The 23,974-nt window shown below is 69.3% G+C and carries 21 protein-coding genes and 4 tRNA genes; 14 read left to right on the forward strand and 11 right to left on the reverse strand.

Annotated features, from left to right (window positions below; translation table 11 throughout):
- Positions 1 to 4 precede the first annotated feature (4 nt).
- Positions 5 to 1,864: an alpha-amylase family protein gene (locus ACX1D3_RS15030; RefSeq protein WP_458994614.1), complete on the forward strand. Its 1,860-nt coding sequence runs from the start codon at positions 5 to 7 to the stop codon at positions 1,862 to 1,864.
- A gap of 5 nt (positions 1,865 to 1,869) precedes the next feature.
- Here the strand turns inward: ACX1D3_RS15030 and ACX1D3_RS15035 are convergent.
- Positions 1,870 to 1,942: transfer RNA gene (locus ACX1D3_RS15035), tRNA-Lys, on the reverse strand.
- A gap of 42 nt (positions 1,943 to 1,984) precedes the next feature.
- Between ACX1D3_RS15035 and ACX1D3_RS15040 the strand changes: the two genes are divergently transcribed.
- From ACX1D3_RS15040 to ACX1D3_RS15060, 5 genes are all read left to right on the forward strand, one after another.
- Positions 1,985 to 2,632: a hypothetical protein gene (locus ACX1D3_RS15040; protein WP_458994615.1), complete on the forward strand. Its 648-nt coding sequence runs from the start codon at positions 1,985 to 1,987 to the stop codon at positions 2,630 to 2,632.
- A gap of 354 nt (positions 2,633 to 2,986) precedes the next feature.
- Positions 2,987 to 4,372: an SH3 domain-containing protein gene (locus ACX1D3_RS15045; RefSeq protein WP_458994616.1), complete on the forward strand. Its 1,386-nt coding sequence runs from the start codon at positions 2,987 to 2,989 to the stop codon at positions 4,370 to 4,372.
- A gap of 123 nt (positions 4,373 to 4,495) precedes the next feature.
- A tRNA-Glu gene (locus ACX1D3_RS15050) sits at positions 4,496 to 4,568 on the forward strand.
- Positions 4,569 to 4,692: 124 nt separating this feature from the next.
- Positions 4,693 to 4,766: transfer RNA gene (locus ACX1D3_RS15055), tRNA-Asp, on the forward strand.
- 28 nt (positions 4,767 to 4,794) lie between these two features.
- Positions 4,795 to 4,871, forward strand: a tRNA-Phe gene (locus tag ACX1D3_RS15060).
- Between the two features lie 59 nt (positions 4,872 to 4,930).
- On the opposite strand, the gene ACX1D3_RS15065 is transcribed toward ACX1D3_RS15060, so the two are convergent.
- A complete protein-coding gene (locus tag ACX1D3_RS15065; protein WP_458994617.1) occupies positions 4,931 to 5,878 on the reverse strand; it encodes an alpha/beta hydrolase in 948 nt (315 codons plus the stop codon).
- Between the two features lie 16 nt (positions 5,879 to 5,894).
- Positions 5,895 to 6,104, reverse strand: coding sequence for a DUF3073 domain-containing protein (locus tag ACX1D3_RS15070; protein WP_458994618.1), 210 nt, complete (start codon positions 6,102 to 6,104; stop codon positions 5,895 to 5,897).
- A 194-nt stretch (positions 6,105 to 6,298) separates the two neighbouring features.
- Between ACX1D3_RS15070 and ACX1D3_RS15075 the strand changes: the two genes are divergently transcribed.
- Entirely contained in the window at positions 6,299 to 8,512 is a 2,214-nt protein-coding gene (locus ACX1D3_RS15075) for an NADP-dependent isocitrate dehydrogenase (protein WP_458994619.1), read from the forward strand.
- 74 nt (positions 8,513 to 8,586) lie between these two features.
- Here the strand turns inward: ACX1D3_RS15075 and ACX1D3_RS15080 are convergent, their stop codons facing one another.
- From ACX1D3_RS15080 to ACX1D3_RS15105, 6 genes are all read right to left on the reverse strand, one after another.
- The gene (locus tag ACX1D3_RS15080; RefSeq protein WP_458994620.1) at positions 8,587 to 9,276 is read right to left on the reverse strand and encodes a YceI family protein; all 690 of its coding nucleotides are present in this window, start codon (positions 9,274 to 9,276) and stop codon (positions 8,587 to 8,589) included.
- An 83-nt stretch (positions 9,277 to 9,359) separates the two neighbouring features.
- The gene (locus ACX1D3_RS15085; protein WP_458994621.1) at positions 9,360 to 10,655 is read right to left on the reverse strand and encodes an MFS transporter; all 1,296 of its coding nucleotides are present in this window, start codon (positions 10,653 to 10,655) and stop codon (positions 9,360 to 9,362) included.
- On the reverse strand, positions 10,645 to 11,079 hold the full coding sequence (locus tag ACX1D3_RS15090; protein WP_458994622.1) for a MarR family winged helix-turn-helix transcriptional regulator: 435 nt from the start codon (positions 11,077 to 11,079) through the stop codon (positions 10,645 to 10,647). The genes ACX1D3_RS15085 and ACX1D3_RS15090 overlap by 11 nt, the downstream gene beginning before the upstream one ends.
- 69 nt (positions 11,080 to 11,148) lie before the next feature.
- A complete protein-coding gene (locus ACX1D3_RS15095) occupies positions 11,149 to 11,772 on the reverse strand; it encodes a peroxiredoxin family protein (RefSeq protein WP_458994623.1) in 624 nt (207 codons plus the stop codon).
- Entirely contained in the window at positions 11,769 to 12,722 is a 954-nt protein-coding gene (locus ACX1D3_RS15100) for a cytochrome c biogenesis CcdA family protein (RefSeq protein WP_458994624.1), read from the reverse strand. The genes ACX1D3_RS15095 and ACX1D3_RS15100 overlap by 4 nt, the downstream gene beginning before the upstream one ends.
- A complete protein-coding gene (locus ACX1D3_RS15105) occupies positions 12,722 to 13,048 on the reverse strand; it encodes a thioredoxin domain-containing protein (RefSeq protein WP_458994625.1) in 327 nt (108 codons plus the stop codon). Before ACX1D3_RS15105 ends, ACX1D3_RS15100 begins: the two co-directional genes overlap by 1 nt.
- Positions 13,049 to 13,145: 97 nt before the next feature.
- Between ACX1D3_RS15105 and ACX1D3_RS15110 the strand changes: the two genes are divergently transcribed.
- Positions 13,146 to 13,844, forward strand: a complete 699-nt coding sequence (locus tag ACX1D3_RS15110) for a response regulator (protein ID WP_458994626.1) — start codon at positions 13,146 to 13,148, stop codon at positions 13,842 to 13,844.
- The gene (locus ACX1D3_RS15115; protein WP_458994627.1) at positions 13,841 to 14,989 is read left to right on the forward strand and encodes a sensor histidine kinase; all 1,149 of its coding nucleotides are present in this window, start codon (positions 13,841 to 13,843) and stop codon (positions 14,987 to 14,989) included. The genes ACX1D3_RS15110 and ACX1D3_RS15115 overlap by 4 nt, the downstream gene beginning before the upstream one ends.
- A gap of 84 nt (positions 14,990 to 15,073) precedes the next feature.
- Here the strand turns inward: ACX1D3_RS15115 and ACX1D3_RS15120 are convergent, their stop codons facing one another.
- Entirely contained in the window at positions 15,074 to 16,294 is a 1,221-nt protein-coding gene (locus tag ACX1D3_RS15120; protein WP_458994628.1) for an ROK family protein, read from the reverse strand.
- 123 nt (positions 16,295 to 16,417) lie between these two features.
- On the opposite strand from ACX1D3_RS15120, the gene ACX1D3_RS15125 reads away from it, so the two are divergent.
- The 5 genes from ACX1D3_RS15125 (at position 16,418) to ACX1D3_RS15145 (ending at position 23,007) form a co-directional block, all read left to right on the forward strand.
- The gene (locus ACX1D3_RS15125; protein ID WP_458994629.1) at positions 16,418 to 17,689 is read left to right on the forward strand and encodes an ABC transporter substrate-binding protein; all 1,272 of its coding nucleotides are present in this window, start codon (positions 16,418 to 16,420) and stop codon (positions 17,687 to 17,689) included.
- Between the two features lie 18 nt (positions 17,690 to 17,707).
- Positions 17,708 to 18,613 carry a carbohydrate ABC transporter permease gene (locus tag ACX1D3_RS15130; RefSeq protein WP_458994630.1) on the forward strand — a complete coding sequence of 302 codons (906 nt, stop codon included), beginning with the start codon at positions 17,708 to 17,710 and terminating at the stop codon, positions 18,611 to 18,613.
- Positions 18,610 to 19,503: a carbohydrate ABC transporter permease gene (locus ACX1D3_RS15135; protein WP_458994631.1), complete on the forward strand. Its 894-nt coding sequence runs from the start codon at positions 18,610 to 18,612 to the stop codon at positions 19,501 to 19,503. The genes ACX1D3_RS15130 and ACX1D3_RS15135 overlap by 4 nt, the downstream gene beginning before the upstream one ends.
- A gap of 82 nt (positions 19,504 to 19,585) precedes the next feature.
- The gene (locus ACX1D3_RS15140) at positions 19,586 to 21,307 is read left to right on the forward strand and encodes a glycoside hydrolase family 13 protein (protein WP_458994632.1); all 1,722 of its coding nucleotides are present in this window, start codon (positions 19,586 to 19,588) and stop codon (positions 21,305 to 21,307) included.
- A gap of 26 nt (positions 21,308 to 21,333) precedes the next feature.
- A complete protein-coding gene (locus ACX1D3_RS15145; protein ID WP_458994633.1) occupies positions 21,334 to 23,007 on the forward strand; it encodes a glycoside hydrolase family 13 protein in 1,674 nt (557 codons plus the stop codon).
- A gap of 13 nt (positions 23,008 to 23,020) precedes the next feature.
- Here ACX1D3_RS15145 and ACX1D3_RS15150 read toward each other — a convergent pair whose 3' ends face one another.
- Positions 23,021 to 23,965 (reverse strand): AEC family transporter, encoded by a 945-nt coding sequence (locus tag ACX1D3_RS15150; protein ID WP_458994634.1) that lies wholly within the window; start codon positions 23,963 to 23,965, stop codon positions 23,021 to 23,023.
- Between the last annotated feature and the right edge of the window lie 9 nt (positions 23,966 to 23,974).

Consider the following 23,974-nt stretch of genomic DNA (forward strand, 5'->3'; position numbering starts at 1 on the left):
GGGCGTGAAGACGACCTTCGACCTCAGGTGGGAGCGCTACGGCGCGGAACTGATCTCGGCGCTGGAGGGCGTCTACGGGGAACGGGCTTGGGAGGTCACGGACCGCGTGCGCGACCTCGTCCGGGAACGGTTCGACGCCCGCAGCGACGACCTCCGCGAACTGGACGAGGCGCGTCTGCTGCGCCCTGACTGGCTGCAGCTCCCCACCCAGGTGGGCTACGTGGCATACACGGACCGGTTCGCCGGCACCCTCAACGGCATCGCCGACCACCTCGACTACCTGCAGGACCTCGGCGTCACCTACCTGCACCTCATGCCGCTGCTCCAGCCTCGCGAGGGCGCCAACGACGGCGGCTACGCCGTCGCCGACTACCGCACCATCAGGCCGGATCTGGGCACCATGGCGGACCTCGAGTCCCTGACCGCCAAGCTGCGCGCCGACGGCATCTCGCTGGTGGTGGACCTGGTCCTCAACCACGTGGCCCGCGAGCACGAGTGGGCCCAGCGGGCGCGCGCCGGTGAGCAGAAGTACCGCGACTACTTCATGGTCTTCCCGGACCGCACCATGCCGGACCGCTACGAGGCGACGCTGCCGGAGATCTTCCCGGACTTCGCCCCCGGCAACTTCACCTGGGACGACGACCTTGCCGGCTGGGTGTGGACCACGTTCAACGACTACCAGTGGGACGTCAACTGGGCCAACCCCGACGTCTTCATCGAGTACCTGGACATCATCCTGGAGCTGGCCAACCGTGGCGTGGAGGTGCTGCGGCTCGATGCCATCGCCTTCATCTGGAAGGTGATGGGCACGAACTGCCAGAACCAGCCCGCCGTCCACGCGCTGACCCAGGCGCTCCGCGCGGCCGTGAGGATCGCGGCCCCCGCGGTGGCGTTCAAGGCGGAGGCCATCGTCGGCCCCAAGGACCTCATCACCTACTTCGGGGCGGGCGAGCACTACGGCAAGGTCTCTGACATCGCCTACCACAACTCCCTGATGGCTCAGCTGTGGTCGACCCTGGCCACGCACGACACCACCCTCCTGCGCCGCGCCTTGGGCGGCTTCCCGCCCAAGCCGGCCACGGCCACGTGGGGCACCTACATCCGCTGCCACGACGACATCGGCTGGGCGATCGACGACCTCGACGCCGCCACCTCCGGGCTCAACGGGTTCCAGCACCGCTCCTTCCTCAGCGACTTCTACTCCGGCATCCACCCGGACTCCTTCGCCCGCGGGCTGGTGTTCCAGGCCAATCCCGCCACCGGCGACCGGCGGATCTCCGGCTCCATGGCCTCCTTGGCGGGGCTCGAGGCCGCGCTGGAATCGGGCAACGCGTACAAGGAGGAGCAGGCGGTGGCCAGGATCAACCTGCTGCACGCCGTCATCTGCGGGTGGGGTGGCATTCCGCTGATCTACATGGGCGACGAGGTGGCCATGCTCAACGACCACGACTTCGCCCGCGACCCCGAACACGCCGACGACAACCGGTGGGTCCACCGCCCGGTGATGGACTGGGCGGCCGTGGCCGCGCTCGCCGACAACCCCACCTCGCCCGCGGCGAGGGTCAACGCCTGGCTCCGGCACGTCCTGTCCGTCCGGCGCCATGCAGCCCAGCTGCACGCCTCCAGGGAGGCCGTGTTCCTCGAGACCGGGGACCCGCGCGTCCTGGCCATCAAGCGGGACCACTCAACCGGCCCCATGGTTCAGGTGTACAGCTTCTCGCCCACGGAGATCACGGTGCCCATGGCGTGCGTGAGCGAGACCCTGGGAGAACGCGCCCGCGAGCTCCTCGACGGTGTGGAGTGGGACCTGACGCCCTGGACGATGACCCTGCGCCCCTACGCGGTGCACTGGTTCGCGGCCTGAGCCGGTGCCCCCAGCGGGGCTCGAACCCGCGACCCATGGATTAAAAGTCCACTGCTCTACCGACTGAGCTATAGGGGCGTCAGCAGTGTACCGGTCCGGGCGCGTGGCAGGCTGGGGGACATGCCCGCGTGGTCCTGGTTCGTCGTCGCCCTGCTGATCGGCGCGGCGCTGCTCGTCGTCGCCGTCCTCGTCGACCGGCGTGCCCGCCGTCGCGTCACCGGGGCCGGGGAGCCCGCACCGCGCCGCGGTCTCGACGAGGTGGACCGCCACGTGCCCCGCTACGTGACCCAGGATGAGATCGACGCCCTGCCCAGCCCCGCGTCGGGCCAGGGGGCGGGGCCACTCCCGCACGCCGGCGAGGGGTTCGGGTTCGGGCACGCCCACCCGGACTTCGCCACCGACCGCGAGGGGGCGCGCTACCAGGAGCCGCGGATTCTCATCGTCGACGGGGAGGTCTCGGCCATGCGCGAGCTCATGACGCCGCTCGCCGAGGCGACGCCCGAGCTCCCACTGGTGGTCGTGGCAGCCGGGATCCACCCCGAGGTGCTCACCACCTTGGCCGCCAACCGGCGTGCGCTGAGGTTGCCGGTGGTGGCCGCCGTGGCCGGCGCCCGCGATCGCGTCCGGCTCGCCGAACTGCTCGGCGTCGCCCAGGTGCCCGCGTCGGATCTGCGGGCCGGATATCTCCCCCCCGGCTCGTACGGCCTGGCCCTGGAGTGGACCAGCACCCTGAAGCGGGCATGGGTGGAGCCCCGGGATCTTCCCTGAACCTCAACCTCGGACCGTGAACCTCAAGTCAGAGTTGACCTCACCTTGATTCTGAGGCGTCCAAGACTCTCTCACCGGCGCCTCAGTATTCACTTTCGGCCAGTCGCTCGGACAAAAGCCCTAGTCACATCGCTTGATGACCGTTGGCCGCCGGCTAATCCCAAGGGTGTAACTCTTCCCCCGCGCGCGGCGTGTCGGCTTGCGCCCTCTCAGGCAGTTCTCACAACGCGTTGTTCCATCATGAGGGGCGCTCTTAGTCTCCGGGGCAGTGGCCGGACGTGTCGGGGGCTATGAAGCTCCGAGGAAGCGGCGCGTCCGTCCTCCACCAGCACTGACGTGTGAACGAGGAGAGACGTGAGAACAGCATTCAAGAGCCTGCGCGGCATCGGCGCCGCGGCGGGCATCGCGATCCTGGTCCAAGGGCTCGGCACCCTCGCCCTGGGACCCGCGGCGGACGCGGAGATCGCCAACGTGACCGCCACCACCAACGTGAACATCCGCTCGGCTCCCACGACGTCGAGCACCCGCCTGGCCGTCCTCCAGCGCGGCCAGAGCCTGCCCAGCTCGGGCTCGGCGAACGGATGGACCACCGTCACCTACCAGGGCAAGACTGCCTACGTCGCCAGCGCCTACCTCTCCGGGGGCACCGCCGCCTCCAGCCCCTCGTCCGAGACGTCCAACGGAAGCACCGCCGCATCCACGGGCACCGTCTACACGACGGCGAACCTCAACCTCCGCGTGGGGCCGTCGCTGTCCGACGCGGTCTCCATCGTCGTGCAGCGCGGCACCGCCCTCAAGCTGTCGGGCAAGGTCAGCGGGGCCTACGCCCAGGTGACCTACAACGGGAAGCTGCTGTGGGCCGCCTCCCAGTACCTCAGCCCCACCGCCGCGGCCGCCTACGGCGAACTGCCCAAGATCACCGGGAAGGGCCGCGCCACGGTGGCCCTCATGATCCGCACCACCCCCTACACGGGCTTCGTCAACCTGGGTGACGTGCCTGCCGGGACCATCCTGGACACCACCGGGGTGGTCACCAACGGCATGGCACAGGTGGTCTACAAGGGCGCCGTGCGCTGGGTGAACGCGAAGTACCTGGTCGCGGTCTCCGCCACCACCCCGGCCCCGACCGCCCCGGCCGTCCCCGCGACGACCACCCGGTACGCCACCACGGTGCTCAACATCTGGACGGCGAGCAGCGGCACGTCGTATGTGGGCGAGATCCCCAAGGGCGGCGTGGTGCAGGTCACCGGCCTGGTCACCAACGGCCGCGCCCAGGCCGTGGTCAACGGCGCTCTGCGGTGGGTGACCGCCCGCTACCTGTCAACCACGAAACCGGCCGACGGCACGGCCTCCGGCGGAAGCAGCACCACCCTCAACCGCGGGTACTCCAGCGGCCTCGACAAGACCAACGCCAACGTCCAGGCGATCGTCCGCGACATCTGGAACCGGTACCCGGCCATCACCACGATGTACGGCTGGCGCCAGGACGTCACCCCGGACCATCCCGCCGGCCGCGCCGTCGACGTGATGATCCCCAGCTACAAGTCCAACCAGGCGCTGGGCTGGGAGATCGCGCTGTACTACAAGGCCAACGCCGCCAAGTACAACATCAACTACATCATCTTCGCCCAGAAGATCTGGTCCGTGCAGCGCTCCAGCGAGGGCTGGAGGCTGATGGCGGACCGCGGCAGCGACAACGCCAACCACTACAACCACGTCCACATCAACACCTACGGGTAACATCTTCCCCTGAGCGGCGCCACCCATCCCCCCTGGGTGGCGCCGTTCACCGTGTCCGCGCGGTACCGGGCCGCCCGCGCGTTTGCGCCTCCGCGCCCAATCTCCGTAGAATCGCCCTAGCTGGTCCCCATCGTCTAGCGGCCCAGGACTCCGCCCTTTCACGGCGGCAGCACGGGTTCGAATCCCGTTGGGGATGCTGTTGCCCACTCTCTCGGGAGTGGGCGCAAACCGGTTACGACAAGGCGTTTCGCTCGATTTCCCTTCTGGGAAGTAGTCACGCTATAGTTACCGGGCTGGCAAGGCCAGCAGGTCAAGAAATTGGCCCCGTAGCGCAGTTGGTTAGCGCGCCGCCCTGTCACGGCGGAGGTCGCGGGTTCGAGTCCCGTCGGGGTCGCTAGGTCGGCTTAAACGCCCGGCCACCTGGCCAGGTAGCTCAGCTGGTAGCAGCGTTCGCCTGAAAAGTGAAAGGTCGCCGGTTCGATCCCGGCCCTGGCCACCACGTCCCCCGCCCCGGCGGGGGTTTCTTGGTTTATCGGGGGCAACCCGCCTGGAGGCCGGCTAGGCCGCGTAGAAGCGCAGGAAGCGCGAGAACTCCGCGAACACCCTCGAGCGCACGTCGTCGCGCGACAACACCAGATCGTGCACGGCGTCGGCGATGCGCACGATCACCACAAGATGGCCGAGCTTCGGCGCCCTGGCCGCGATCCGATCCACGTCGAGGACGATGTCGGCCAGCCGGAAGTCCTCGTCCCAGACGCGCCGGAAGTCGCTGCGGGCCGAGACGGCCACCAGGACTGGACAGTCGATGGAGAGGCCCAGCGCCACCTTGGCATGACCCTCGAGGATCGCGGCCATCCAGCCCACGCGGATGAGGAACGCGGGATCGCCCTTGAGGTTGTGGTTGTACTCCCACTCACCTCCCTCGGCCTTGGCGATGCACCGGCGGTAAAAGCCCGTGTCGAGCTGCGGGAGGGCGGTGGTGGCCACCACGGCGCGCGCCGCGCTGAGCACGGGCTGGGTGGCGGGACGCAGCACGGAGTTGCCCTGCAGCTCCAGCCAGGGCGCGTTGAGGATCAGCGCGGCGAACACTCCCGGGCGCTCGTGGGCCCACAGGGAGGCGACGAGGCCCCCCGTCGAGTGCCCCATGAGGACGATGTGGTCGTGGCCCTCCTCGACGAGGATGGCGAGCGCCTGGTCCAACTCCTGGAAGTAGTCCGTGAGGTGGACGATGTAGCCGGCGAGCTGCTTGTCGCGCAGGGAGCGGCCGTAGCGGCGCAGGTCGACGGCGTAGAAGTCGAAGCCCTGTGCCGCCATCTCGTCGGCGAGGTGCGTCTGGAAGAAGTAGTCGTTCCAGCCGTGGATGTAGAGGACGGCCCGGTTGCCTGTCGGCGGGTTCCGCCGGACGAGGGTGGCCACCAGGCTGCCCTCGGGCTCCAGGGCATAGACGGGCGCATCCGGGAGGGGGATGACCAGCTGCTCGTAGCCTGGAAGTTCGACGTCGGGCACCCAGGGGTGCCCGGCCTCAGGAAGTGCGGCGCTCGTACTCGTCGTCGTAGTCGTCGTCGTCGCCCGTCGTCTCTGCGTACGCCTCAGGGATGTCGTTGGTGGTCTCGTCAACGATCGCGCCGCCCCGGAGCTCGCGCTCCAGAGACGAAAAATCGGTGTCCACCGCGCGATACTTCAGATCGCGGGCCACCTTGGTCTGCTTCGCCTTTGCACGGCCGCGCCCCATATCGGGTCGACCCCCTTGCTTTGTCCTTCGCGGACTGGCCGCGGAATCTGTCAGATACTCGTGGGTACAGGCTACCCAATCCGGCGGGTTCCTCCAAAGAACGTGGTCCTGGGCGGTGGGGGTGTTCGCCAGCGTCGAACTCGGTGGCGCACCGATAAGCTGAGCCTCAGCCAAACCTGAGGAGTTCACTGCACATGGGCAAGATCATCTACACCCTCACCGACGAGGCCCCGCTGCTCGCCACGTATTCCCTCCTTCCCATCATCAACGCCTACGCCGGCCAGGCCGGGGTGGACGTCGAGACCCGTGACATCTCCCTGGCGGCGCGCATCCTCGCCCAGTTCACGGACACCCTCCCGGAGGACCAGCGGATCGACGATGCCCTGACCGAACTCGGCGAACTGGCGAAGCAGCCGGAGGCCAACATCATCAAGCTCCCCAACGTGTCCGCGTCGGTGCCCCAGCTCAAGGCCGCCATCACCGAGCTCCAGTCCCAGGGCTTCGCGCTCCCCGACTACCCGGAGGACCCCCAGAGCGACGAGGAGCGCGACGTCCGCGCCCGCTACGACCGCGTGAAGGGCTCCGCCGTCAACCCGGTGCTGCGCGAGGGCAACTCGGACCGGCGCGCGCCCGAGTCGGTGAAGAACTACGCGAAGAAGAACCCGCACCGCATGGGCGCCTGGACCCCCGAGTCCAAGACCGCCGTCGTCACCATGGACGCCGGTGACTTCCGCCACAACGAACAGTCCGTCGTGCTGCCCGCCGCGGACACCCTCACCATCCGGCACCGCGCCGCCGACGGCACCGAGACGGTACTCAAGGGCGGGCTGAAGGTCCTCGAGGGCGAGGTGGTGGACGCCACCGCCATGCGCGCCGCCGCGCTCGACGAGTTCCTCCGCGCCCAGGTGGCCGCCGCCAAGCAGTCCGGCGTCCTGTTTTCCGTCCACCTCAAGGCCACCATGATGAAGGTCTCAGACCCCATCATCTTCGGCCACGTCATCGAGGCGTTCTTCCCCGAGGTGTTCGACCGATACGGCACGGACCTCGCGGCCGCCGGCCTCTCCACCCACGACGGCCTGGGTGCCATCCTCGCCGGCCTCGACGCCCTGCCCAACGGCGAAGAGATCAGGGCCGCGTTCGAGCAGGGCCTCGCGGACGGCCCGAAGCTGGCCATGGTCAACTCCGACAAGGGGATCACCAACCTGCACGTGCCCTCGGACGTCATCGTCGACGCGTCGATGCCCGCGATGATCCGCCAGTCGGGCCACATGTGGGGCCCCGAGGGCGAGGAGGCCGACACGCTCGCGGTCCTGCCTGACTCGTCGTACGCCGGCGTCTACCAGGCCGTCATCGAGGACTGCCAGGCCAACGGCGCCTTCGACCCCCGCACCATGGGCACCGTCCCCAACGTCGGGCTGATGGCCCAGAAGGCCGAGGAGTACGGCTCGCACGACAAGACGTTCGAGATCCCCGCCGACGGCGTCGTCGAGGTGGTCGACGCGGCCGGCACCGTGCTCATGAGCCACGACGTGGCCGCCGGCGACATCTGGCGCGCCTGCCAGACCAAGGACGCCCCCATCCAGGACTGGGTCAAGCTCGCGGTCACCCGCGCCCGCCTCACCGGCTGGCCCGCGGTGTTCTGGCTGGACACCGAGCGCGCGCACGACCGCAACCTCATCGAGAAGGTCCGCACCTACCTGGCCCAGCACGACACGGAGGGGCTCCAGATCGAGATCATGAGCCCCGTCGAGGCCACGCGGTTCACCGTCGAGCGGCTGCGCCGCGGGGAGAACACCATCTCCGTGACCGGCAACGTGCTGCGCGACTACCTGACCGACCTGTTCCCCATCCTCGAGCTGGGCACCTCGGCCAAGATGCTGTCGGTGGTCCCGCTCATGGCCGGCGGCGGCCTGTTCGAGACGGGCGCCGGCGGCTCCGCGCCGAAGCACGTCCAGCAGCTCGTGGCTGAGGACTACCTGCGCTGGGACTCGCTCGGCGAGTTCCTGGCGCTGGCCGCCTCGTTCGAGCACCTCGCCCAGACCGAGGGCAACGCGCGGGCCGGGATCCTGGCCTCCACGCTCGATCGCGCCACCGGCACGTTCCTGGACAATGACAAGTCGCCCACCCGGAAGCTCGGCGGCATCGACAACCGCGGCTCGCACTTCTACCTGGCCATGTACTGGGCGCAGGAGCTGGCCGCGCAGACCGACGACGCCGAACTGGCCGCCGTCTTCGGGCCGGTGGCCGCGGCACTCGCCGACAGCGAGGCGACGATCGTCGCCGAGCTGCTGGCCGTGCAGGGCAGGCCGGCCGACATCGGAGGGTACTACCGCCCCGACGACGCCAAGGCGACGGCGGTGATGCGCCCCTCCCAGACGCTCAACGAGATCATCGACTCACTGAGCTGACCCAGCCCACAACGCCGATGAGGCGCCACCCCAGGTAACCGGGTGGCGCCTCATCGGCGTTCGGGAGGTGTTCGTCAGCTGAAGAGCTTCTTCAGCCAGCCCACGAAACCGCCCTGGACAGGGGTGGCCGTCTCCGCGGCGCGGGCCGCGGGCTGGGCCGGGGCGGCGGCCACCGGCTCCTCGGCCACAGGCTCCTCGACGACGGCCTCGGCCGCGTCGGCGTTCTTGATCGCCGAGACCTCGAAGACCAGGTTGACGTTCTCGGAGACCAGCACGCCGCCGGTCTCGAGGGCCGCGTTCCAGACCAGGCCGAAGTCCTTGCGGTTGACGGGCACCGAGCCGGAGAGGCCGACGCGCTCGTTGCCGAACGGATCCACGGCCGAGCCCTCGTAGTCGAAGTCGATGGCCACCGGGCGGGTGACGTCCTTGATGGTGAGGTCGCCCTCGACGCGCAGGGTGTCGCCCGACGGCGTGGTCACGTTCGACGAGGTGAAGCGGATGGTGGGGTACTGCTCCGCGTCGAAGAAGTCCGCCGAGCGGAGGTGCCCGTCGCGGTCAGCGCTTCCGGTGTCGACGGAGGCGGCGTTGATGGTCATGTCGATGGCGGCGCCGCTCAGCCCGGCGCCGGTGGAGGCGCTCCCCTGGAAGTCGGTGAAGGCGCCCCGGACCTTGGTGACCATGGCGTGCCGGGTGGTGAAGCCGATCTCCGTGTGGCTGGGATCGATGGTGTAGGTCCCGACGAGCTGGTCGAGGGTCGCGGTCATGGAGGCTCCTTGCGGTGACTGGTTGAATGTGAAACCAGCCTATCCGTCTTTAGTTGAAGTGTCAACCATCAGATTGGAGCGGCTCAGCCCCTCGTCGGCTGGGGCTCCCGCTCCGCGATCCACACGCGCAACCGGAGCGGCCAGCCCCGCTCGACCGCCAGCCGGACGCCGTCGTGCGCCATGAGATAGGCCAGCACGCCGAGTGCCGCCGCGCCGGTGGTGAGTGCCCCGATGAGCACCATGGATCGCGGGCCCCACAGCTCCCCCAGCCAGCCGATGAGCGGGGCGCCCAGCGGAGTGCCGCCGATGAAGATCGCCATGTAGACGGCCATCACGCGGCCGCGGAACTCGGGCGCCGTCCCCAGCTGGACCGCGGCGTTCGCCGTCGTCATCACGGTCAGGGCGAAGAACCCGGTGGGCACCAGCAGCAGCGCGTAGGTGGCGAAGGTGGGGGCGGCCGAGAGCAGGGCGGTGCTCACCGAGAACGCGCCGAGCGCGGCCAGGACCGTGCGCAGGCCCGGCTGCGTACGGCGCGTGGCGGCGAGCGCCGCGCCGAGGGTGCCGATGGCCATGATCGTGCCCAGCAGCCCGTACTCCTGGGCACCCTTCCCGAACACCTCCGTGGCCATGGTGGCGTTGTAGATCTGGAAGTTCATGCCGAACGTGCCCAGCGCGAACACGATCACCATGAGCACGATGAGGTCCGGCCGGCCCGCGAGGTAGCGCAGGCCGTCGCGCGTGGCGCCCCTGGCCTTGACGAGCCGGGAGGGGCGCAGCTCGCCGGGCCGCAGGGCCAGGACGGCGGCGAGCATCGCGGCGAAGCTCACGGCGTTGATGAACAGCGTGGGGCCCACCCCGAAGGCGGCGATCAGCAGCCCCGCGGCGCCGGGTCCGATCAGCCGGGCGCCGTTGAACGACGTGGAGTTCAGGCCCACCGCGTTGGGCAGCAGCTCCGGCGGCACGATCTCGGAGACGAAGGACTGACGGGCGGGGTTGTCGAAGGCGGTCACGACGCCCTGCAGGAACGCGAAGAGGTAGACGTGCCACAGCTCGACGACGCCCAGCGCCACCACGAGCCACAGCGCCAGCGCCGTGAGCCCCAGCAGTGCCTGGGTGACCGCGAGCATCCGCCGCTTCGGCAACCGGTCCACCAGCGCGCCCGCATAAGGGGCCAGGATCGGGATGGCGAGGAACTGGAGCGCGGTGACGATGCCCAGCGCGGCGCTGGAACCGTCGGTCAGCTCGGTGAGCACCAGCCAGTCCTGCCCCACCCGCTGCACCCACGTGCCGATGTTGCTGATCAGCGCGCCGGCGAAGAACAGCCGGTAGTTGCGCACCGCGAAGGAGGCGAACATGCGCCCCCGCTGATCACTCCGCATGGGACACCTCCATGAGAAGATCCGCCGCCCGCCGGAGAAGGTCGAGCTGCTCCGGGGCGAGGGTGGCGATGTGGGCGAGCATCCAGGTGTCGCGGTTGGCGATGGTCTCCTCGACCACCCGCACGCCCTCGGCGGTGAGCGAGACCAGAATCTGCCGCCCGTCCTGCGGGTGCGGCGACCGTGCCACCAGCCCCTTGTCCGCCAGGCAGTTGACCGTTCGCGTCATCGACGGCGTACTCACGGCGTCCCTGGCCGCGAGCTGCGTCGGCGTTCGGGGCCCCTCGAAGTGCAGGAACACGAGCACAGAGAACTGGTGCGGAGCCACGTCACTGGTGCTCTCGAAGCGCACCCGGCGCGAGATGCGCTGGCAGGCGACGCGGACGTCATTGGCGAGGCTCAGGAGGTCTGGGGGGTAGTCGGGCATGCAGTCCTTTCGTAGCAGTTGATTAGTCTAGTTCATTACCTTGGGTAATCAAATGCTGGACGCTTGCCCTTAGCCGAGGCGGGCCGTGATCTCGTTGAGCAGTTCCTGCGGGTCGAGCCACATCGAGGGGTAGTTGCCGTACCAGCGTTGGACGCCGTCGCCGTCGATGAGGACGAACCCGTGTCCGGGCAGCCCGGGGTGCATGCCCTTGTCGAGCACGTCGTAGGCCTTGGACACCGTCCCGTCGTCGAGGAGGTAGGGAGTGGTGACGCCGAACTGCTGCATGTCCGGCAGGATCTGCTGGGCGGTGTTCATGACGATCGGCAGCACCTGGACGCCGGCCTCGGCGAATCCGGGGTTCTTCTCGATCTCGGCCATCTGCATGGTGCAGGATGCGCAGCCCGCCCCCTCGTTGAAGTAGATGAGCACCGGTTGGGGGCGCAGGTCGCTGAGGTTCACTGTGGTGCCTGCGGTGGTGCTGAGCGTGAAGTCGGGGGCGCGGCGTTGGGTGTCGCCCTGCTCGGGCACGGCGGTCCACAGTCCGTAGCCGACGACTGCGAGCACGATGAGCGTGACCGCGCCGCCGATGATCCGGGTCCATGCCCGGCGGGTCTTGTCGCGGTGGGCCTCGGCCTGCCGGCGCTGCTGTAGTTGCTCGCGTCGGGACGGCGTCGTGGTGTCGCTGGGGGTCATCGGGGCTCCTGGGAGGGGACGGTCGGGTTGTCCGCCGGCGCTGGTGGTTGGGTGTCGCAGCAGTCGTGGGCCGCCGCCGTGGGCTGCTCGTGTCGACGGCGGTCTCTGAGGGTGGCGACGACGAACACCGCTGCGAGGGCGAGCAACGCCAGCCCGAGCACGGCCTCTGGGATGGGGGCGGTGATCGCGATCAGCCAGGCGAAGACCTCGCTGAGCCATGCCCCCACGCCGACCAGGGGTGCGTCGGCACCGGTCATCTCGGTCGCGCCTGCCTGCCCGATGACCAGGATGCCCATGGTCACGAACCCGATGGCGACCAGCAGGTTGACGGTGTTGGTGGTCAACGCCAGGCGGCCCAGCTTGATGTGGAGGGGCCGGGCGCGGAGGCTGCGCATCCGTTCGGGGCGGCTGTCCCACAGCAGGGCTATCACGAACAGCGGAATCACCATCCCGAACACGTACGCCAGGCCGAGGACGAGGCCACCGACGGGCGAGCCGGACAGCGCGGACAGGGTCATCACCCCCGCCAGGACGGGCGCGCAACAGCTGGAGGCGATGCCGGAGAACACGCCGAGGCTGAAGAAGGTGGCCGTGTCGCCGCGGGAGGTGTCGGGGGCGCGCAGGACCGACGGCATCGACCACATGGCCCCCGACAGCGCCACCATCCCCAGGCCGATCATCAGCAGGCCGCCGGCCCAATAGAGGACCGCGTGGTACTTGGCGATGGCGCCGGCGATCAGGCTGACCCCCATGGTGATCGGGACCAGGACAAGGGCGAGGCCGGCCGCGAACACGAAGGTCAGCGGGATCAGCCTCCAGCGACGGTTCTTCGCGGCAGCGGCCAGGTAGCTGGGGGCGAGGAACACGATGCAGCAGGGGGCGAAGAGCGCCACACCGCCCGCGAGGAACGCCGCCAGGATCCCCCCGGCGCTGAGCAGGTCGGCGCCCATCAGCGGGCACCGAGGTGGTCGACGAGCCGAGCGAGCTTCCCGCGCGGGATCCGCCCGTCATGGAAGTAGCGCCCCCCGACCACCGTGAGTGGAAACAGGCCCGGGCGGTGCTCGGCGATCAGGGCCTGACCCTCGGGCGACTCCGCCTGGACCGTAGTGAGGCGAAGGAGGCCCGCGCGGTCGAGAGCGTCGAGCCGGGTGTGGGCGTCGTGGCAGTAGTGGCAGGCGGATGTGGTCACCAGGGTGACGTCCACCGGCTCGGTCGGTGCGGACAGCGGCGGGGCCGCCTTGATCTCGTTCACGTTCCCAGATTCGTTCCTCGCCATCAGGGAACCCTTCAGCCCGTGTCAAGATTCGGCCAAGAACACGCTCACCGCCCTGTGGGCCTTAGGGGACCCACGCGGGCGCGCCGATAATGTCGGTATGTCCGAGTTGCGCAGATCGAGCGTGTTGGTGGTCGACGATGAGCGTCCACTGGCAGGGATCGTCGCCTCCTACCTCAATAAGGCAGGTTTCGACACCGCCTTGGCCTACACGGGCCCGCACGGGGTCAGCTCGGCGCGGGAGCTGGACCCCGATGTCGTCATCCTCGACCTGAGCCTCCCGGGAATGGACGGCATCGAGGTGTGCCGGCAGATCCGCCAGATCTCAGACTGCTACATCCTGATGTTGACCGCACGCGCGGACGAGGTCGACAAGTTGATCGGACTGTCGGTGGGCGCCGACGACTACCTGACCAAGCCGTTCAGCCCGCGCGAGCTCGTCGCCCGCGTCAACACCGTCCTCCGCCGACCGCGCCGGCACGGCAATCCGCCGTCGGCCCCGCGCGTGTTCGGCGGTCTGCGCGTGGACGTCGAGGGCCGCGACGTGTGGGTCGACGGCCGGCCGGTGGGAGTGACGCGCACCGAGTTCGACATCCTCGACGCCCTGTCGAGCCGGCCCAACGTGGCGCTGAGCAGGCGGCAGATCATCGAGGCGGTCTGGGGCCCAAGCTGGGTCGGCGACGACCACGTCGTGGACGTCCACGTTGCCAACCTCAGGAAGAAGCTCGACGACCCACCCGCAGAGCCCCGATTCATCCTCACGGTCCGCGGAGTGGGCTACCGGATGGGACCAGGGTGACACGGCGACTGCGCGACTCCATGGGCCGGATGCGCTGGGGCACCCGCACGTTCCTCACCCAGGCGCTGGTCGTCACCGTCGGCGTGATCACCGCCGCCCTCGTGGCCGTGGTGGTCGGCCCGCCGCTGTTCCACGAGCATCTCCAGCAACTCGGCCACACCGACGGGACCGCGGAGATGCAGCACGTCGAGGAAGCCTTCCTCGACGCCGGCGTCCGGTCGCTGGGGATCGGCCTGTCGGTGGCCCTCGCCCTGGCCATCGGCCTGACATGGCTGGAGACCAGGCGCGTGCGGCGACCGCTTGAGCAGTTGACTGCCGCGTCGGCCCTGCTCGAGGCGGGCGACTACAACGCGCGCGTGCAGAAGACCACCACCAGCCCGGAGTTCAACACAGTTGCCGACGCGTTCAACGACATGGCCAGCCGGCTCCATGACACCGAGGCCACCCGAAGGCGCCTCCTGTCAGACGTGGCGCACGAGCTCCGCACCCCCCTCTCGACGCTGACCGCCGAGCTGGAGGCGATCGTCGACGACGTGGTCCCCTGGGACCACGACAGCCAACAACTGCTCATGCAGCAGGCCGCCCGGCTCAAGCGGATCGCCTCCGACCTCGACGACGTGTCCCGTGCAGAGGAGGGCAGGTTCGCGCTCGACCTCCACATGCACCCGGTGCGGGACCTCGTCGAGGCAGCCGTCGCCTCGGTGGAGCCCCGATACGCCGAGAAGGGAGTCGGGTTGTCCGCGGACTCGGACAGCGGGCTCGTGTCGGCCGATGCGCAGAGGGTGGCTCAGATGTTGGGCAACCTGCTCGACAACGCGCTGCGGCACACCCCCGCCGGCGGGACGGTGCACATCAGCGCACACCAGTCACGGAACGACATGGTGATCAGGGTCACCGACACCGGCGACGGCCTCACCGCCGAGCAACTCACCAGGGTCTTCGAACGGTTCTACCGCGCCGACACGGCCCGGGCCCGGGATGCGGGCGGCTCCGGGATCGGGCTGACCATCGCACGCAGCCTCGCCCTCGCCCACGGCGGCACCCTCACCGCCACCAGCCCGGGGCCCCGCAACGGCTCAACCTTCACCCTCACCCTCCCCCTGGCCACCGAGCCGACGCCGCCGGGTGTCGTGACGGGTTCCTGATCCCTGGCGGGTTGCACCCGTGGCAGACGGGACCGTCAGATCGGGCCCGTGCAGGGGCCCACGTGTGCCCCATTACCCCGCGGCTCAGCCGGCCAGGCGCCCCGTCAGGAGCGGGAGGACGATATCGCTCGCCGCCTCGCGGGCGGCGGACACGGCACCGAGCGCCACTACGTCGCCCCCCAGCCGCGACGCCAGGATGACCGGCGGCGGGATCTCCACCTCGTCTGCGACATGGGCCGCCGCCAGCTCGATGACCTCCCCCAGCGCTTCCGCGACGGCGCCGCACACCACGACGACCTCGGGGTCGTAGAACCGCGACAGCACCGTGCAGATCCGCCCCAGCGTGCTGCCCAGCTCCTCGAGCAGCGGCCGCGACACCGGGTCGGAGAGCCGCGCTTGGGACAGCACCACCTCGGCGGTGAGGGCGTCGACGGGCAGCTGGGACCACGGATGCTCGGCCGGGATCAGCCCGCGCCCCACCTGGGACCGCAGCCACTGCTCGGCGAGATACCCCAGTCCCCAGGTGCCGCCGACCCCGGAGACGTACGTCAAGGCCTCAAGCTCGCCCACTCCCCCGTGCGCGCCCCGCACCAGCCGGCCCTCCAGGACCACGCCCGAGCCGAGGCGCAGCCCGGACAGCATGGCGACGAAGTGGTCCCGGCCGCGCGCCTCTCCGAACGCGCCCTCCGCCATCGCCGCCAGCGCGCCGTCGTTCTCCACGCGCACGGCGGGGAACACCTGGCTCAGCGCCTCCTGCAGGTCCGCGTTCATGTAGCGCCAGAACCCGGACGGGTTCGACGGCGACTCTCCCCGCCCGTCGACGGGCGCCGGCACGCCCACGCCTACCGCGATGACGTCCTCCCGGGCGCGCCCCGCCGCGCCGAGCACCGCGTCGATCAGGCGGAACGCCATGTCGCGGCGGTCCGCGGGGTCAGGGTCGGTGAGGTCGAAGAAGCTGGCCACCTCGAGGTGCTCGCGCGCCAGCACCCTCCCCGTCAGGTCGGCAAGGATGGCGGTGAAGCGTCGGCCTCCGGCATCCAGCCCGACGAGGAGGCCCGCATCTCCGCGCAGCTCGAAGCGCCTGGCAGGCCGACCGATCCGCTGGCCCGGCACGGCTGCGGGCCCGGACAGCTCGCTGACAAGGCCGACGTCGATCAAGGTGTCCACCGCCGCCAGCGCCGTCGAGCGGGTCAGGCCCAGGGCGTCGATCACGTGGTCCGCGCCGAACGCCTGCGCGTCCCACGCATACTCAAGGACCGCAGCGGTGCTGGCCCGATGGCGCGCCTGGCGATCAGTCGAACCCACTCCCCGACACCCCCTTGACGTGTGCGCTTCCGTGATGCATCCTAAACCCGTACGGATTTCTTCGATAATTAAATATATTACTCGAAGTAAACCGTTTCCGTCCAACGACGAAGGGACAACGACGTGCCTCACACTCCAACCATCGCGCCCCGGCGCACCTTCCTGAAAGGGCTGGCGGCAGTGGGAGCCGCCAGCGCCCTTCCCTGGGCGTCGGGCTGCTCGTCCGGCTCGCAGCAGACCATCCTGTTCCACCAGTCCAAGCCGGAGGCGGTGCCCTACTTCCGCCAGCTGGCGGCCGACTTCAGCGCCTCGCAGGACAAGTTCAGGATCCTGCACGACATCTCCACCAACCTCTCCGCGAGCTTCGTGCGCAGCAACCCACCGGATCTCGGCCTGCTCAATTACAACCTCGAGATGGCGCGATTCATGGAACGCGGCGCACTGTCGGACCTCTCGGACCTTCCCGAGGCGGCCACCATCCGCGAGGACATCGTCGAGCTGGCGAAGTCGTACCCCCAGTACCCGGGACGCACCAGCGTGCTGCCCTACTCCGCGATGGCCGCCTCGGTGATCTACAACAAGCGCCTCTTCGCCGACAACGGAGTCGAGGTCCCCACCACCTGGGACGAGCTGATCGACGTGTGCGAGCGGCTCAAGGCGGCCGGGGTCACCCCGTTCTACGCGACGTTCATGGACCCGTGGACCATCATGCAGGGCTGGTTCGACTACCCCGCCGGCGGCATGGTCGACATCGCGGAGTTCTACCGCAAGATGAACGAGATCGGCGCCGACGTCGGCCCCGACTCGGAGGTCTCCTTCCAGCGGACAATGCTGGAGCCGGTCAAGAAGATGGTCCAGCTCACCAGCTACATCAACGAGGACGCCGCCAGCCGCGGCTACGGCGACGGCAACACCGCGTTCGCCAACGGCGCCGCGGCGATGATCTTCCAGGGCCCGTGGGCCTTCGGCGAGTTCGAGAAGGTGGGCAACGACCTCGATCTCGGCACCTTCCCGCTGCCGGCCACCGACAGCGCCGACGACCTGAAGGTGCGCGTCAACATCGACCTCGCCCTGTGGGTTCCGGAGGTGTCCGACGGCCAGGAGGGGGCGCGGGCGTTCCTGCAGCACCTCATGAAGCCGGAGATCCAGGACCCGTACAACGCGGAGTTCCTGGGCTTCGGCACCACCAAGAACGCGGCCCCGGCCACCGACCCGCGCATCCTCGGGATGAAGGAGTACTACGACTCCGGCCGCTTCTACATGGGCGCTTCGCAGTTCATCCCGAACAACATCCCCGCCCCCAATTACTTCCAGTCGATCGCCCTGGGCGCCGAACCGGAGCCGCTGCTCGCGCAGCTGGACCGCGACTGGGCCCGACTCGCCTTCCGCGCCTGAGACAAAGGAGTCACACGCATGTCAACCCCGTCCCGGGCCAGCGCGCCCGCGAAGCAGCAGGCGCAGAGGCGCCCCGTCGAACCCATCTACTGGCTCTTCCTCGTGCCCGCCGTCGCCGTGTTCACGCTGATGATCGCCTACCCCGCCGTCGAGGGCATCACGATGAGCTTCACCAACTCGATGGGCTTCGGCGACTTCGAGTGGATCGGCTTCCGTAACTACGTGGCCCTCTTCCGCGACGAGAACATCCTCTCGTCCTACGGCTTCACCCTCCTGTTCGCCGCCGTCACCGTGATCCTGGTCAACGTCATCGCCTTCTTCCTGGCGCTGGGGCTCACCTCGAAGATCAAGTTCACCAACCCGCTGCGCACCGTCTTCGTCATCCCCATGGTGATCTCGGCCATCATCTACTCGTTTGTCTTCCGCTTCCTGTTCAACAACTCGCTGCCGCAGCTCGGCGCCGCGCTGGGGATCGAGAACCTGTCGACGAGCCTGCTCGCCAACCCGGACTGGGCATGGTTCGCCATCGTCCTGGTCACCACCTGGGGCTCGGTGCCCAGCGCCATGCTCATCTACATCGCGGGCCTCATGACGGTCCCCGGCGAGGTCTACGAGGCCAGCTCCATCGACGGCGCCACCCCGGCGAAGAACCTGTGGCACATCACGCTGCCGCTGGTGGCCGGCTACGTGGGCATCAACATGATCCTCGGCTTCAAGGGCTACCTGGCGGTCTACGACCAGATCGTCGGCCTCACCCAGGGCGGCCCGGGCACCGCCACCCGCAGCGTCGCGTTCACCATCTTCGCCGGCTTCAGTGGTGGGGACTACGCCTACCAGATGGCCAACGCCGCCGTCTTCTTCGTCATCACCATCGTCATCGCGCTGCTGCAGCTGCGCCTCACCCAGGGAAGGTCCGGCTCATGAGCACCCCACTCGCCACCGCCACCGTCGGAATGCCGGCCCCCGCGGCGACGTCGCGCCGCGGCCGCGTCGGCCAGGAGAAGGTCAACTGGACGGCCACCGTCCTGCTGATCCTTGCCTCGCTCACCGTCCTGGTGCCGCTCTACGTCACCATCTCGATGGCCTTCAAGACCACCCAGCAGTCCACCGACCTCAACGCCTTCAGTCTCCCCAACCCGTGGAGCGTCAGCGGATTCGTCGAGGCGTGGAGCCTGACCAACTTCCCGCGGGCCTTCCTGGTCTCCCTGATCGTGACCCTGGTGGCGGTGGCCGGCGCCATCCTCGTGTCGTCGATGGCTGCCTACGCCATCGTGCGCAACTGGGACCGCAAGCCCTTCCGCTACTCGTTCTACTACCTGCTGGCTGCCATGTTCATCCCGTTCCCCGTCGTCGCGCTGCCGCAGGTGCGCCTCACCGGCCTGCTCGGATTGGACAACTACGTGGGCGTCGCCATCCTGCACATCGTGTTCGGGCTGGCGTTCAACACCCTGCTGTTCAGCACCTTCCTCCGCTCCATCCCGCTTGAGCTCGAGGAGTCGATGCGGATGGACGGCGCCAGCACCTGGCAGACGTTCTGGAAGCTGATCTTCCCGCTCCTGTCCCCCATGGCCGCGACGGTGGGCATCTTCGCCTTCCTCAGCTCCTGGAACGACTTCATGATGCCCTCGCTGATCATCTCCCAGCCCGAATGGCAGACGATCCCCGTGGTCAACAACATCTTCCAGACCCAGTTCAGCAACAGCTACAACGTGAGCTTCGCGTCGTACCTGATGGCCATGGCGCCCGCCATCGTCGTGTACCTGTTCGCGCAGCGCTGGGTGATGTCCGGCCTGACGCAGGGCGCGATCAAGTAGTCACCCACCACCCCGGGGTGGGGCAGCAGCCGAGCGCATGCCCCACCCCAACCCACCCGCACCACCCCACCAAGGAGAAGCCATGACAGCGACAGCCCAGCAGACCGCCCTCGCCGCCCGTCCGGACGGCTGGTGGCGCTCTGCCGTGGTCTACCAGATCTACCCCAGGTCGTTCCAGGACTCAGACGGCGACGGGATCGGCGACATCCCCGGCATCACCAGCCGCCTCGACCACCTGGCCGAGCTGGGCGTCGACGTCATCTGGCTCTCGCCCGTCTACCGCTCCCCGCAGGTGGACAACGGCTACGACATCTCCGACTACCAGGACATCGATCCGCTCTTCGGCACGCTCGCGGACCTCGACGAGCTGCTCGCCCAGGCCCACTCCCGCGGGATCAAGCTGGTGATGGACCTGGTGGTCAACCACACCTCCGACCAGCACCCGTGGTTCGTCGAGTCGCGCGATCCGGCCTCCCCGAGGCGGGACTGGTACTTCTGGCGCCCCGCCCGCCCCGGGCGTGAGCCCGGCACGCCCGGCGCCGAGCCCGACGACAGCGCCGCCGCCTTCGCGCCGTCAGCCTGGACCTTCGATCCCGCCAGCGGCCAGTACTACATGAGCATGTTCAGCCCCGGGCAGCCCGACCTCAACTGGGAGAATCCCGAGGTCCGCCAGGCCGTCTACGCCATGATGCGCTGGTGGGTGGCCCGCGGCGTCGACGGCTTTCGCATGGACGTGATCAACCTCATCTCGAAGCCCGCGAGCCTCACCTCGGGCGGCCCCGTCGATCCGGGCGCGGGAGACTTCACGCAGATCGCCAACGGTCCCCGCCTCGACGAGTTCCTGGCCGAGATGAACCGCGAGGTGGGCCTGGACGAGCAGAACCTGCTCACCGTCGGGGAGATGCCGGGCGCAACCCTGGAGGTGGCCCGCCGCGTGACGGACCCGGGCCGCCACGAGCTCAACATGGTCTTCACGTTCGAGCACGTCAGCCTCGACCAGGGGTCCGGGAGCAAGTGGGACCTCGTGGACCTGCCCCTGCCGGCATTGAAGGGCAACCTCGCGCAGTGGCAGTACGGCCTTGAGGGGTCGGGCTGGAACTCGCTGTACCTCGACAACCACGACCAGCCGCGGGCCGTGTCGCGCTTCGGCGACGACTCCCCCGAGCACCGCGTCAACTCCGCCAAGACGCTCGCCACGGTGCTGCACCTGCACAAGGGCACCCCGTACGTGTACCAGGGCGAGGAACTCGGCATGACCAACTCCCCGTTCACGGAGATCGGCCACTACCTGGACGTCGAGTCGCTCAACCACCACACCCTGGCTACGGCCATGGGCACCGCCGAGGCCGACGTGCTGCGCTCCCTGGCGGCGAAGAGCCGCGACCACGCCCGCACCCCCGTCCAGTGGGACGCCGGCCCGCACGCCGGGTTCACCACCGGCGTGCCCTGGCTGCCGGCCAACCCCAACTACCGCGAGATCAACGCCGAGGCCGCCCGCCGCGACCCCGGGTCGGTGTTCGCGCACTTCCAGCGCCTGATCCGGCTGCGTCACGACGACGAGGTGGTCCGCGAGGGCCGCTTCGAGCTGCTGCTCCCCGAGCACCCGCAGATCTGGGCCTTCACCCGCACGCTGGGCGGCACCACGCTGCTGGTGCTGGCCAACTGCTCGTCGACGCCGGCGGAGCTGCCGCTGGACGCCCTGCCCAGCCTCGACGGCGCCGAGCCGGTGCTGGCCACACACGACGATCACTCCACCTCGGTGCTCGCGCCGTGGGAGTCCCGCATCCTCCGCCTCGCCCACTGACACTCCCAGCCGAAGGAACTTCCCCCATGCAGGAACCCATCGACCAGGCCACCCTGGTCTCCGACCAGAGCGCCTCATGGTGGCGGCAGGCCGCCGTCTACCAGATCTACCCCCGCAGCTTCGCCGACAGCAACGGCGACGGCATCGGGGACCTGCGCGGCATCACGTCGCGGCTGGGCTACCTCAACGGCCTCGGGATCGACGCGGTGTGGCTGAGCCCGTTCTACCCCTCGGACCTGGCCGACGGCGGCTACGACGTCATCGACTACCGCGGGGTGGACCCCAGGATCGGCACCCTCGACGACTTCGACGAGCTCGTCGCGGGGCTGCACGCGCACGGCATCCGGATCCTCATCGACATCGTGCCGAACCACACCTCGAACCTGCACGACTGGTTCAAGCAGGCCGTCGCCGCAGGCCCGGGCTCGGCGGAGCGGGAGCGCTACATCTTCCGCGACGGCGCCGGCCCGGACGGCTCCGAGCCGCCCACGGACTGGGTCTCCCTGTTCGGCGGCAGCGCCTGGGAGCGGGTGGCCGACGGGCAGTGGTACCTGCACACCTTCGCCGTCGAGCAGCCGGACCTCAACTGGGCGGATCCCGAGGTGCGGGAGGAGTTCCTGGACATCCTGCGGTTCTGGGCAGACCGCGGCGTGGACGGCTTCCGGGTGGACGCCGCCCACATGCTCGCCAAGGACCTGACCGAGCCGCTGCCCACCCAGGCGGAGCTCATGGCGCACCCCAGGGACGGCAGCCACCCTACGTGGGACCGCGACGAGCTGCAGGAGATCTACGCCGAGTGGCGCGCGGTGTTCAACTCCTACGACCCGCCGCGCACCGCCGTCGCCGAGGCCGCCGTGCACGCCTCGCGGGTTCCGCTCTACGCGAGCCCTGCGACGCTCGGGCAGTCGTTCTTCTTCGACCTGCAGCTCTCCGACTACGACGCGGGCGCCTTCCACCGCATCATCGACGAGTGCCTGAGTGTCGCGGCGGTGTCCGGCTCCTCGGTGACCTGGGTGCTCAACAACCACGACACCATCCGCTCGGCCAGCCGGTACGGCACGCCCTTCCCTGGCACCAACCCGGACGGGACGCCGCTGCGCAAGCACGGGGGCGACTGGCTGATGGCCGGCGGCGACCCCGTGCTCCTCGACGCCGCCACCGGCCTGCGGCGGGCGCGCGCCGCGGCGACCCTCCTCCTGGCGCTGCCCGGCTCGGCCTACCTGTACCAGGGTGAGGAACTCGGCCTGCAGGAGGTCGCGGAGATCCCTGACTCGCTGCGGGCCGACCCGTCCTTCTTCCGCAACCGGGAGAACGAGGTGGGCCGCGACGGCTGCCGCGTGCCGCTGCCCTGGACCCGCACGGGTCCGTCGTTCGGCTTCGGCGACGGGGGCTCGCACCTGCCGCAGCCGCTGTGGTTCGGGCACTACTCCGTCGAGGCGGAGTCCGGGGATCCGGGCTCGACGTTGTCGCTGTACCGGCGCGCCCTGGAGCTGCGGCGCGAGCTGCTGGCCGACGAGTCGCTCGAATGGATCCCGACGGACAGCGACGACGTGCTGCGCTTCCGTCGGCCCGGAGGATGGGAGGTGGTCTCCAACTTCGGCAAGACCCCCGTCGCCCTGCCCGAGGGCGAGGTCCTCCTCGCCTCCGGGCCGGTCACCGACGAGCTCCCGGGCGAGACGACGGTGTGGCTGCGGGCCTGACGCGGGGGCGGGGTCAGCCGACGGTGGCGAACACGTAGGCGACGAACGTCACCACGCTGATGACGGTGTACAGGCTCAGCACGTTGTTCGCGTAGCCCACCTCGTCGCGCCTGTGGGCGGGCAGGAAGATCGGCACGATGAAGGGCGGCGGGAGGATGAACAGCATGAAGACCGCCGCCCGCGCGTACTGGTCGAGGCCGAGCCACCGACCGACGACGAGTTCGGAGAGGACGAGGGCCAGGATCAGGCACACTACGAAGCGCACCGCGACCAGCGGGGCCGCCTCCCTGACCCCGGTGCGGCTGAGCCGGGTGCCGTATCCCACGACGATGAGGATCAGCGGCACGATCACCGCGGCGAGGTATCCCAGCGCGCCCAGCACGCCGCCTGAGAAGGGGTTGGCCGCCAGGTCGTCCGCGACCCCGAGCTCGTTGAGTAGCAGACCCGCCGCGATCGCGATGATCACCGGGGACCGCACGAAGGACCCCAGCGTCTCGGAGACGGACACGGCGCCGTCGCTCTGCCGCTTCAACAGGGTGACGAAGACGAACCAGATGAAGAACTCGTGGCCGAGGCCGACGACCGCCGCGGTGGGCACATCGTCGAGGCCGTACGCGGCGGCGAACAGCGCCAGCCCCACCATGCCGAACTCGAATCCGGTGAATAGGAACGTCGCAACCGGCGGCGCGCCCATCGCCCGCCGCGCGTACCGGCCGGCGACGAGCAGCGCCACGCACGCCAAGGGCACGAGGACGATGATCGCCAGGTACTCGGCGCGGAACTCCATGGACAGGAACGCCCGGAACAGCACCGCGGGCAGGACGACGCTGACGATGAGCCGCTTGAGCCCCTCAACGACGGAGTCGTCGAGCAGCCGCGTCTGCCGCAGCAGGATCCCGAGGCCGATGAGCAGGACGATCGGGATGACGCTCGCGAGCGTCTCGGCGATGGTGCCCATGGCTGCCTC

Source organism: Tessaracoccus yangjingae (genome assembly GCF_054483935.1).